Origin of the sequence: Streptomyces sp. NPDC002181 (assembly GCF_042890485.1) — a bacterium.
GTDB lineage: Bacteria > Actinomycetota > Actinomycetes > Streptomycetales > Streptomycetaceae > Streptomyces.
In genome coordinates this window covers 25,937-38,186 of the sequence record NZ_JBIASC010000019.1, presented here as the reverse complement: position 1 = coordinate 38,186, position 12,250 = coordinate 25,937, and the positions used below count along the sequence as shown (strand labels likewise).

Below are 12,250 nucleotides of genomic sequence, written 5' to 3'. Positions count from 1 at the left end.
TCCCCGCCGCCTCCAGTTCGGTGGTGGAGAACGTGTCGTCCTCGTCCGTTGCCAGCGCGGCGAGGAGGTCGTCGCTGGCCGGATCGGCCAGCTGGTTCGCGAACGCGGCCCGCATCCCGTCCGCCGGGGGCAGCCCCGCGGCGAGGACGGGAGCGCGCTCGGCCAGGGACCGCGCGAAGGCGTGGAAGAAGGAGTTCCCGTCCTTCGGCACCGCCTCCACCCCGAAGCGCACCGACCGGCCGGCCGGCCCGGGAGCCGTCAGGGTGATGGCGCCGTCGGCCGTCTCGTCGCGCTCGAACACCCGGGGCTTCGGGTCGGCGGTGGCCGGAGCCTTGAGGGTCACCGTCTCCGGCTCCGCGAGGCCCGCCAGCTGGGCCCGGCCCGCCGCGGTGTCGTTCAGCTCGTGCCAGCGTGTCAACCGGAAGGCGTCCGAGTGCGCCTTGTGGTAGTCCGCGGCCAATTGCTCCGCCGCGGTCTGCAACGTGTCGAGCCGGTCGCGCACCTCCTCGTGGGCCGCCCTGGCCCGGTCGCGCGCCTGGAGCGCCGCGTCGAGAGCGGCCTGGGTGACCTCGCGGGCCGTGCGGTCCTCGTGGGCCCTGGCGGAGGCCAGGCGGCTCTGCGCGACGGTCCTCGTGGCGATTCCGTCCGCCCGCAGCTCCAGTGCGTCGGCCCGGGCCGTCACCGCGTCGAAGGCTGCCCGGGCATCTTCGAGCGCGGTGAGCGCTTCCAGGGCCGCCGCTCCGGCCAGCGCCTCGTACGCCCGGGCGTCACCGTCCGCCGGGGTGTCCGTGCCGCCGAGCGCCTGCTCGTCCATCTGCGCCACGTTCCGCTGCGCACGGGCCAGCGTGGCCTCGACCCGGTCGCGCATCCTCTGCGCGCGCTGCCGCAGGGTGGTGGCGGCCCTGCCGGTCTCGTCCATGACCCGGATCGCGTCGTGGTAATGCCGCTCCGCCGCGTCGTGCGCCGCGGTCGCGGCGTCGAACCGTTCCCGCGCCTCGTTGTACGCGTCCACCAGGGCCGTGCCGGCCTCTCGGCGCACGCTCCAGTACTTCTTGTCGGCCTCCACCCACGCGTCGGACGCGGAGTCGACGGCGTCCCACGAGTCCGCGACGTGCTGCGGGAAGTTGCCGTCGGTGATCAGGCCGAGCCGGCGGGCGGCGTCCTCGGCCACCCAGGCGAGGACGGTCCCCTTGGTCTCGTACGCCTGCGGCCCCGGGTTCCCGAAGTGGTTGCCGGCGATCACCTGGAACGGCGAGATGAAGGCGCGCCCGAGCTTGCTGTCCTTGACCTCGCGGTGGACCGAGGCGACCGCGATCCAGCTGGTGGGCACGGCGAAGAGGAACGACCGGCCGGCGCCGAACTTGTCCTTGGTCCCCTCGCTGGTGTCCAGGTTTCCCGAGTCCGTGTCGACAGTGCCCTCGGACGGGCCACTGGTGGGGCCGGCGGGCAGCAAGGACAGGTCGCCCGTCTGGGCCTGGCCCAGGATGCCGGCCGTCGGACCGACGGTGTCCCCGGCCTTCAGCGCCTCGGCGCCGCCGTTGCCCTTGCGCACCTTGACCTGCTGCTTGGCCTTTCCGGCCACGCGCTGCAGCCGGGCCTCCCCCAGTTCGGGCCGGGCGTACACGGTCACCTCGCCGACGGCGCCCCCGATGGGGTTCCTGCGGCTCAGCGGCGGCGGTGTGTAGCCCTCGGGCCCCATGGCCTCCCGGGCGAAGGCGCTCAGTACGTGCGGCGCCGTGGCCGAGTCCAGGGCGTGTGCCCCTCCCGCGCCGGTTCGCGTCAGCCCCGTGCCCTGCACCCACCTCGGCGCGGTGCCGTCGCCGGTACCCGGATCGCGGTGTCCGATGTTGTAGGCCTTGGCCAGCGCGTGCCGCGCGGCCTCCCGGACCAGGTGCGCGTCGGGCACCCGCGAGACGATGAAGCCCTCACCGAGTGCGGTGAACTTCCCCACGCTGCCGTCCGGGTACGTGACCAGCCGCCAGTCCGCCGCCCCCGAGAGCGAGGGCAGCGGCACGCTGCGCACCGGACCCGGCGCGGGGAGCGGGGCGGGTGCGTCCAACAGCCCCGGCGTGCCCGCCGGAGAAGGCAGGATCGAGGCCAGCGGGGTGTGCGTGGTCTGCGTGCCGACCGCGCCCTCGGAGCTCACCGGCTTCGACAAGTCGGCCTTCTGCAGCGTCAGACGCAGTCGGTACGAGGTGACGTGCTCGGCGTGGGGACCGGTGAGGGTGACCTTCTGGGTCACCTTCTCGCTCTCGGTCCGCGAGGACGTACGGGTCGTCGTGACCGAGCCCGACTCGGTGTAGGTGACACCGGCGTTCGGGAAGACGCCACCGCCCGTCTCTCCGCGCTGGGCGGTGGTCAGACCGCCCTGGAAACCGTTGCTCCGGGAGGCCGACGTGGAGGTGCTGTCGCCGGTCACCAGCGCGTCGGACAGCTCGGCGCTGTGGCCGAGTCCGGTGAAACGGCTCTGCTCCGAAATGAGTTCCGCCAGGACCTGCACCTGCTGTCCGCCGATGTGGATGCTGCCCCAGCTCCAGTAGGCGATCCGGGTGGGAACGGATGCGCCGGAACCGGACATCTCCCCCTTCATGGCGCTCAGCACCCGGCCGGACACCAGCCGACGCACGGCGTCGCGGTCGGTGTCGCGGGCGAACAGCCTGTCGAGCTCCCGGTCGAAGGCGCCCAGGACCTCCGCGGCGTTGAGCGCGTTCAGCGGATAGCTGCCGAGGCCGCCGCCGATCACCCAGCCCGGCAGCGACCACTCGTGCGCGGTGTAGCGCGGCACGGGGCCGAAACCGTCCCGGATGACCCCGAGCTCGACCGCGCTCTTCTCCGGCAGGCTGCCGATCCAGCCGCCGGGGACAGTGACACTGGACCCGGAGGCATTGCCGAACATCGACGGCACCAGAGAGGAGTTCGCCGCCTTCATGGTCCCCAGCGCGGTGGACGCGGCGGCCACCATGTGCGTGGCGTCGGCCATGACGGCCACCTGGTGCGACTCGTCCGCGCGGCTCGTATCGGCGCTGACGGACCTCTTGGCGGACTGGCTCGCGCCCTTGCCGTACTTGAAGGGGGTGATGCCCAGGCCGATGCCGCTGCGGCCGCCGGCCCGTCCCACCGAGTGCTGGGTGGTCTCCGAACCGCTGAAGCCGAACGTGTACGTCCACTCCGAGCCCTCAGCGGCCCCGAACTTGGTCTCGACGGAGATGACCCGCTCCAGCTCGCCGGGGGTGGGCCCGGACAGCATCCGCAGGTCGTCCAGCACCATCCGGTGCCCGAGCGACGTCGTGCGGTTCCCGTAGGGTCCCGGCGTCCACAACCCGCTCATCTGGTATCCGGACGCGCTCATGCTCTGGTCGGAGTTGGCGGTCAGATAGATGGACTGGAAGGCGCGCAGCGCCGCATCGTGGGCCGGCGCACCGTGCTGGGTGAGCTGCCACCCGTCGCCCGACGCGTCGCGCAGGGCGTCCTCGGCCGCTTTGACGAGCTCCGGCCGGGCGATCACCATCAGCGTCTGGACGGGGTGGTTCTCGTGCGGGGCGGGCGCGCGGGTTGCGGCCGAGCGCAGCAGGGCCGGGGAGCCGGTCGCCAGGTCGAAGGAGTCCGTGGCGGGCAGCGCGCGCGTGGACACCGTCCGGCTCAGATCCCGGTAGGGATGGGCCGCGGTGGCCGCGTCCGGGTCGTCGAGCGGGGTGTGCCCGGGGGCGACGCTCAGCAGGACCCGGCCGGTCGGTGCGGGCGGGTTGGGCGCGCCCAGCGGACGGTGGTTCTCCCGGAAGACGAAGAGCCCGGTGCTGAGCAGCCCGAGGGAGAGCGCACCGCGCAGCACCGCGGACGGTCGCCAGTAGCCGCCCCTGCTGACCGAGAACGTCAGTTCGTAGCTGAACAGGTGCGAGTCGGCGCTCGTGGACGTGGTCTGCTCGAGGGAGGCCGTCTGGCCGAACGCGTTGTCGCGGTCCTTGGACCGGCCGGCCGAGGCGGCCAGCGCGAACCCGCCCGAGGTGCTGGTGCCGGGGTTGCCGGGGCCCGACCCGAGCGGCCGGATGAAGAGGGAGGCCTCGGGGGCGGCCTCCAGGGAGCGCGAACCGCCGTGCTCGGCATCCAGCTTCTCCGCGCCACTGGTGGTGAAGCTGAGCCTGCGGCCCCGAACGGTGCGCTCGAAGCGGCGGTCCGTCAGCGTGCCGTCCAGCCAGAGGTAGCGGTACCCGGTCGTGAACCGCCCGCGCTCCCGCAGCTCGATCCGCAGGCCCGTGGTGATCAGCGTCTCCAGGCTCGTCGACATCGCGGCGTGGGCCAGCGTGCGGCAGACCTCGAGGGTGTTGGCGAGAACGAGCTCGAAGTGCCCGTTGTTGCGCCACTTGGGGTTCGCCGGATCCAGCTCGGCGAGCGGGGCCACCAGGCCGGGGTAGAGGGCTGCCGCCCGCTCCAGGATCTCGTCGGTGAACCGGTCCAGCGCCGTACGGCCGAACGCCCCGTCGGCCGGGGGCGCGCCGGGCGCGGTGGCGACAGGGCTCTCGGTGAACGAGCCGGTGCTGAAGAGGAACGCCTCGACGCGGCTGAAGCCCAGGGTCGGCGGGTTGTCCCGCGTCAGGTACGCCGGCGCGAACGGGTCGCCGATTCCGCTCTCGGGGGGGACCGACGATCCGTCGTCCCAGCCCGCGAGGCGACGCGCCTGGTCCTCGGGGATCCGTTCGAGGCTCCAGGTGGTGAATTCGACGGGCGCGTACAGCGGGGGCAGTCCGTCGGGACCGGCCGGGGCCTTGCGGTTGCGTCCCGAACGCTGCACCCGGACGGTCTTCTCGACCAGGTACAGCCCCGTGTTGGACTTCGGCCCGAGGCCGGAGACCGTCACCTGGGAGCCGGAGCCGCCGGACCCCGTCGACCTGGTCCCGCCCCACGTGGCCCGCAGGCCGAGCAGCGCGAGCGTCAGCCGCAGGTTGACCGGTCCGGTGACGAAGTCGAACATCGGCCCCAGGGAGGTCTGGAGGCTGATGGTCCGGCTCTTGGCCATCGACCTTTCGTTCGCCGAGCTGTGCGTGAGCGCATTGCTCACGTCGTACTCGTTGGAGTCCGTCACCAGTTGGGCGCGGCGTGACACGGTCCGCACGGTGAACACGCCCACGGGCCGGCCCTTGGCGTCGGTCAGCGGGGGAGTGGAGAGCCGCCCGCCGGCCAGGACGGATGCATTGTGCTTGAAGTTGGTGCTGGAGAAGAACGTGTCGAGCAGCCGGTAGGCCGGCGTGCCCGGCGCCGCGCCGAGTTGCCGTGCGGCCCAGTCCCGTGCCTGGACGAGCGGACCGTACTTCTCGGTGCCGATCAGTCCCGGATCGGGCTGGGTGGGGAAGTCGAGCGTACGGGGAAGCTTCTTGACCGGCGGGGTCTTGGTGGCGGCGTCTCCGAGCTTCAGCGACAGGCCGTTCCTGACGGCGAAGCCGGCGAGGAGCGGTGCGGCACTGTCGGAGGTGCTCAGGCTCGGCTTGCTGACGCTGATGTCCACGTACACGTCGGTGAGGTGGATCAAGAGCTTCCCGGAGGTCCCGACCCCGGTATCGGTGGTGACCTGTGAGGTGAGCGTGAATCCGAGGCTGCGCGCGTGGCCCAGGCGCAGGCCGAAGCGGGTGAAGACGCCCGCCGGAGTGAAGGGCAGGAGCAGCGGGAGGACCGGATTGACCTGGCGGCTCGTACTGAGCTTCCGGCTGCGGCCGGTGGTCGCCGCGGCGCGCGAGCTCTTGAACGGGCCCTTCAGGCGGGCATCCGCGTCCTGGAACCGCTCCCACTGCGCGTACGGACGCAGTCTGAGCGTCAGGACGCGGGTGCCGTCGTCGCCGGTGGCCTTGGCTGCCTTGCCCACCCTGGCCGAGTAGGCGAGCTCCACGCCTTCGCCGATGAGGGTGTCCATCGAGCCGTCGAAGGCCCGGGTGATCTCCGCCGCGAGTCCGGTGCCGGGCAGGGCCTTGCGGCCCTGCGGCTTGGGGCTCAGCCCGGGTGTGGCGGCCAGCTCCCGCAGGATCTCCTCCACGGCCGCCTGGGGCGCGCGGAAGGTGAAGGTGCTCACGCCGTAGCTCTCCGAGAGCTCCAGCACCCGCGGCGGCAGGAGCGGGATCAGGGCGGCCAGGTTCCCGGTGGGCGCGGGCAGGCTCGACCCGTCGGTGAACGCGGCCGGGGCGCGGTGCGCCGGGGGAGGCGGCAGGTCGCGGTCGATCCGGGGCGGCCGCCGGCGGGCCAGCCGGTTCTCCAGGGTCTCGGTGGGCGTCGTGGCAGTGGTGGGCGTGGTGGCAGTGGTGGGCGTGGTGGCGGGTACGGAGGCTGCCGTGCCGGTGCCGGTGCCGGTGCCGGTGCCGGTGCCGGTGGTGGCGGTGGTGGTGGTGGTCGTCGAGGGGCCCGCGATGGTGGTGCCGGGCTGCTGGAGGGTTCCCGGGAGGTGGCCGCTGTCGCGGGTCGCGGGGTCCGCCGACACCGTCGGGGAAACGGTGGCGGCCTCGTCCCAGAGGCCGGGGTGCTGCCACTCGGTCCGCTTCCACTGGGGCGCCGTACCGTCGGGTCGCGGGAGCATGACGAGGCGCAGGACGCCGGTCTTCGGATGCCGGCGGATCTCGGTCGGGCCGTCGTAGGTGTAGGCGTGACGGCCCGTCTCGTTCGCGAAGTACTGGGCCAGGGACGGGTCCTGGGTCGGGGTGACGAAGACGAACGGTGCCGCCTGGTCCCGCTCGTGCGTGGCCGTGTCAAGCGTGATCACCAGGTGCCTGAGTTCGGCGGGCGTCACCAACCAGAGGTCCGTGCCCCCGGGCATGGCGATGCCGATGAGACCGTCGTGCTCCAGCTCCGTCCACACCAGCAGCGGCACCTCGATGGGCCTGCCGGAGTCTTGCTCGGAGGCCCAGGGGGGCGTTACGGGGAACAGCTTGCGCGTTCCGTCCTGTTCCTGGACTTCGAAGTGGAGCTTGGCGGTGTCCAGGCCCTCGGGCGCGTCGTGGTAGCTCCAGTTCCACGTCACGGCGTGCCGACCGGTCCGCGGCGCGTGGGACGTGTCCGAGTAGCCCTTCTCCCAGAGGTCGAGGGCGGATACCTGGGCGTCGTCCGTGGCATCCAACCGCTGTTCGAACGCCCGGGCCAGCAGGCTCCTCAGCCGCGCGGGGTGGGTGTTCGGGTCCCACTGGTCCAGGGGCAGCATGTGCATCAGCTTGCGGGCCCACTGCACCTGGTCGCCGAGTGGCCGCGGCCTCAGGACGAGCTGCTCGGCGTCCGCCAGGGCCCACAGGGCCCGTGCCGTGAGCGGCTCGCCGGCCGGACGGGAGATCTTCCCGAGTGCGGAGTCCAGCAACTGCGAGCCCTGGGCGGCGTGGTCGCGCATCACGGTGCCCAGTGCCGGTGACAGGGCGCGCAGCTCCATCGCGGGATTCTGCCGCAGTGTCCGCCGAGCCCAGTTCAGAACCGATTCGTACTCGACCGGTCCGGGGCTCGCGTTGAACGCCCGGGCGAGGTGGTGCCAGATCTCCATCCGGAACTGCGGCGTGAGCGCGCTGATGTCCTGGTCGTTGGTGCGGAGGGTTTCGAGCGCGGCGATGCCCGCGAGGAGGTCGCCGTAGTCCTGGCGGCGGGTCTCGACGTCGTGGCCGAACCTGAGGCGCAGCGCGCGGACGAGCCGCAGGGTCGTCTCGCGGGTCGCCGGGGGTACGTCGCCCCCGGTGGGGCCGGGGTGGAGACCCGCGCTGACGGCGAGTGCGCCGAGCTCGCCGGCCGTGGGCTCGGGCAGGAACCGGATCCATTCGCCGTTCTGCCCCCCGGGCAGCCCCCACAGAATCCTGTGGGTGAGGTTCATTCCGGCGCTGAAGGTCGCGGCGGTGACGGCGCGCCGGCTCACGTTGGCGGTGTGCTGGGCGAGGGAGACGGTGCGCAGGGGGTCGGCGACCGGTGATGGCGGCGTGCCGTTGCCGGCGTATGCGAGGGGGTCGTCGCTGGGGGTGGCGCCGTAGCAGAGCTGGAGCCAGATCTCGATGTCTCCGGGGAGTTCGGCGAGCTCCCGGAGCGTGCCGATGTAGCGGCCGCCCTGCTCGGCGTCCAGCCAGACGGTGTTCCCCTTCACCGTGAGCTTCATCGCCCCCGGGCCTCCGTGGGTGCGGAACGCGCGGACGGCCGCGTCGAGCGGAGCGTCGGATTCGTCCCCGAGGACCCTGCTCTGGCCGGCCACGTCGACGGAGCGTGTGAGCCGGGTGTGCTCGCGGAAGGCCTCGAGCGCGAACTCCCGGTAGCGGTTGCGGCTGTGCAGGATGGCCGGGGTGCCGCGTCGGTCGCCGACGCGGACGGTGTCGTCGACGTCTGTGTGGGTGAAGGGGGTACTGGGGCCGACGATGGGTGTGAAGAACTGGTCGGCCCGGTCGGGGAGGTCACGGGCGGGCGGGTCGAAGCGGAGCCAGGTTCCCTGGGGCTCGGCCTGGTCGACGGGGTCGTGGTCGTAGATGGCGAGGTCGGATACGCCCGCCTGCTTGCGCAGGCCTCCGTCGAGGCTGGGGGCCCATACGCTTTCGCCGAGTTCCTTGGCCACGGCCCGCAGAAGCGCCTGGGAGCCGGCTCCGGCATAGGGAATGGCAAGGACCACGGGCACGCCGGCCGTGCGGCCCGGGTCCGCGGCGATGGTCTTGGCCACGTCCTCGTGGCGCAGCGCCCGGCCGTCGGGTCCGGTCACCCGGCCGTGCTTGTCGACGTCCGCCTGGATCACCCAGGCCGCGGCGCCCCACGGGGAAGCGGCCCTGTCGGTCTCCTGCGGTGCGGGGTTGTCCGGGAGCAGCCCGTACACGCTCGTGGTCGACGTGAGTACCGTGCCGAAGTCCTGGCCCGGGCCGCCCTTCCAGCTGCGTCCGGTGGAGTCGGTGATGCCCGTGAGGAGGCTGTCCGGGTCCAGCAGGGCATCGATGACGACCGCGGGCGCCGGGTCGACGTCGGTCCAGTCCGTCTCCTGGGCGGGGTCGCCGCCGACGGTGATCGCGAGGGTGGAGCGGACGCCTTGGTGGTGGAGGCGTACGTCGTGGGTGGGTGCCCAGACGACGACGTCCCCCAACCGCCTGGCGATGATCTTCTGGAGCGCCTGGGATCCCGTTCCGGTGGTGGGGATGGCGAGGACCACCGGGACGCCGGCCGGGCGGCCCGGGTCGTGGGCGAGGGTCTCGGCGATCTGCTCGTGGGTGCGGGGTCTGCCGTCGGGGCCGGTCACGAGACCGTGCTCGTTCAGGTCGGCGCGGATCACCCACGCCTCGCTGCCCCAGGGGGCGGGCCTGGTTCCGGCGTCCTGCGCAGCGGGGTCGCCCTCGGGGAGCCGGAGGGTGCTGATGCTCGACGGGATGAGCACGCCGGGCTTCGCGGACGCGGGCGTGCGGACGGTCCAGTCGCGTCCGGTGGGGGAGGGGACGCCCTCGAGTGCGGTGTCCGGGGTGAGCAGGACGGGGTCGGCGGTCGGGCCGGCGATCGGTGCGGACAGCGGGCCGGGGCCGGGGAGCACCGGTGCGGGAGACGGGTCGGAGGCGGTCGGGGCGGCCGATTCCGGCGGGCCGGCCAGGAGGGACGTCCCGCCGGGAGGGGCGTCCCGCGTGTCGGCATCGGCGTCGCGATCGCCGAACTCGACGGCGGTCTCGATGCCGATGCCGATGCCGATGCCGATGTCGGTGTGGTCGTCGTAGGAGGAGGTGCCGCCGTGGCCTTTGACGGTGGAGGAGTTCGCCGGGAGGGACGACGGCGTGGCCGAGACGGCCGGGTACGGGAGGGGCTCTTGATGTTGATCAGGGTGCCGACCGAGTGCGGTGTCCCCTTCGGCGGTCGTCGCGGTGGGGGACGGCGCGGGCGGCGAGGACGTCTCGCTCAGCGGGCCGGAGCCGGTGTTGAGGCGGCTCAGGACGTCGCCGCTGTCGGTGGCGATGCGGACGCCGTCGCGGTCGCCGAATTCCGAGGCGGCGGGTACGGGCTGCGGGGCCGTGTGGTTCGGGTTGGGTATCCACTCGCCCAGGGTGTTCGGCTCTCCCGGGGCACCGCCCGGGACGATCCGCCAGGCGCCCTTGATGTGCTGGGGGACGATCCCGCCGGGGAACGCGACCTCTTGCCGTTCCGCGAATTCGTACGGGATGCCGCGATCGGCGAAGGTCTCGGTGACGTCGATGCCGCCGGGTGCGTCGAGGAGCAGGATGAACCCGCTGTCCCGTCGGCCCAGTGTCCAGTCCAGTGAACTGCTGGTGCTGACGAAGCCGTACGCGGCCCTCTCGTCCGCGCCGGGCTGTACGAACTCGTACAGGTCCAGGTTGTCAGGGTCGCGGGGGTGTATGCCCTCGGCGAACAGGACGGCCGGATCGCGGGAGTCGGCCCGGTACAGCTCGCTCTGCGTGGACCAGGTGGGCGAGGGCGTGATCGAGGCGGTATCGACCGGGACGACCGCGGACGGCAGAGGAGCGGGGGACGGTGGACGGGCCGTGTCGTCGTCGCCGAGCTCGTTCCGGGAGAAGTCCTCGGCCTGCCGGTCGCCGCTGTGCTGGCTGGTGGCGAGCGGCCCCGTCGAACGTTCGACGGGTTCCGCAAAGGCGCCCTGCCCGGAGCCGGTGCCCTGGGGCGTGGTGTCGCCCTGGACGGTATCGGTACGCGTGCGGTCGTCCGCCGACGGCTCCGCTTGGCCGGAGGTGGTGCCTGGTCCGGTGTGGTGGGCCGGCGCGGCGGGGGCCGGCGAGGCGGGGGCCGGCGCCCCGCCGAGCGGGACGGCGCTGCCCGGGGGCAGGCGCGTGCCGGTGCTGGTGCCCGTATCGGGGGTGGCCGGGTTCGACAGGGCCGGCGGAAGCACCGAGTTGGAGGTGCTCCCGACCGGGGTCGTGTCGAGCGGCGCGGTCGTGTCGAGCGGTGTGGTGCCGTCGGAGGGGAGCGGGGTGTCGGAGCCGAGGATGATGTTCGAGGTGGTCGTGCTCGGCAGCGGTGGCGGGAGCAACGGGGCGCGGGTGGTCCCGTTCTGGCTGAGGGACGGCAGCGGGTTCCCGGCCGGCAGCCGGTTGCCGGAGTTCCGGTCGGCATCGGCAACGCCGGTGCCCGCGCCGGCCGGAGGCGGGGAGGGCGTATTGAACGGCGCCGGGTTGCTGAGGCCCCCGGCCGTACCGGAGTCCTGCGGGCTGACGGTGTTCGGGAAGCCGGGGGTGCGGTCCGTCGCGATCGGAGGGCCGCTGAGCAGGTCGCCGCCCTGGTCGGTCGGTCCGTCGAGCGGAAGCGGGTCCGCGCCGTTGTTCCCGCCGTGGAACGTGGACGGGCTGTTGGTGAAGCCGGGACTGGGGCTGAGCGAGGGTTTGAAGAAGGCCTGCCTCGCCCACTGGGCGCCGCCGATGAAGAGCCCTCCGAGGGCCGCCTCGGAGATCGAGCTGACCACGGCGCCGCTGAACGTGTCCGGACTCCACGCCCATTTGTTTTCGAAGAACCCGTTGACGAACGTCTCGGCGGTGCTCTCGCCGAAGCCCTCGCCGAGAACTTCGCCGCCCCCCTCCAAACCTTCCTTGAACCACTTGTTGTTGTTCAGGTAGTCCTTCTTGAAGACGGACTGGGGGAGGGCGTGGAACATGCGGCCGAAGAGGCTGGAGAACCCGCCCGCGAGCCCGCCGAAGGCCGCGGACTTCCCGATGTCGTTCCAGTCGATCCCGGTCGGCTTGCGGTTTCCACTGTTGAGGCTGATCATCGCCACCCGCACGGCGAACGTCGTGAAGGCTTCCTGGAGAGCCTCACTGAACGCCGGCATCAGATGGGCGTTGCTGAGGACCCGGTTGAAGAGGATCAGCAGGGACAGCCGCGTCCGAGCCTTGGCCAGCGCGACTTCGCTCAAGGACAGCCCGCCGGTGAAGAACGACAAGGAGGAGAGGAAAGCGAGTTCGATGAAGAGCTGGATGATCTCGGCGAGGATCTGCCACTGACCCTCCATGATGTTCCGCGACTGCTCCAGCTGGCCGTTCGCGAGGTCGTTCATGGTGCGGCGGAGATTCCCCATGTGGTCGGTGCCACCGCGGCCCGTGAAAGTGCTCATGGCGTCGACATAGCGCTGCGCCACGTCCGGCGGGAGCCCGTCGTGCACCGCCGAGAAGGAGTCGACGATCCTGCCGACGAGGTCTGCCAGCTTGCCTCCGTAGCCCTCGATCGGCAGGGTCGTGGCGTACGCCTTGTCGCTGCTCGCCTGGAGCGGCCTGTTCCCCGTCAGGAGGAAGAGCATCTCCCGCTCTTCCTCGGTGAACTCGATGTCCCCCGGCAC

At 72.3% G+C, this 12,250-nt stretch carries 1 protein-coding gene (only partly in view); it reads right to left on the bottom strand.

Annotation, left to right across the window (positions count from 1 at the left end; translation table 11 throughout):
* Positions 1-12,250, bottom strand: the start of a protein-coding gene (locus tag ACFYXV_RS32125; protein ID WP_389384809.1) for a lonely Cys domain-containing protein. 25,796 nt of this gene lie to the left of the window's left edge; only the first 12,250 of its 38,046 coding nucleotides appear in the window; it begins with the start codon at positions 12,248-12,250; the stop codon falls past the left edge of the window.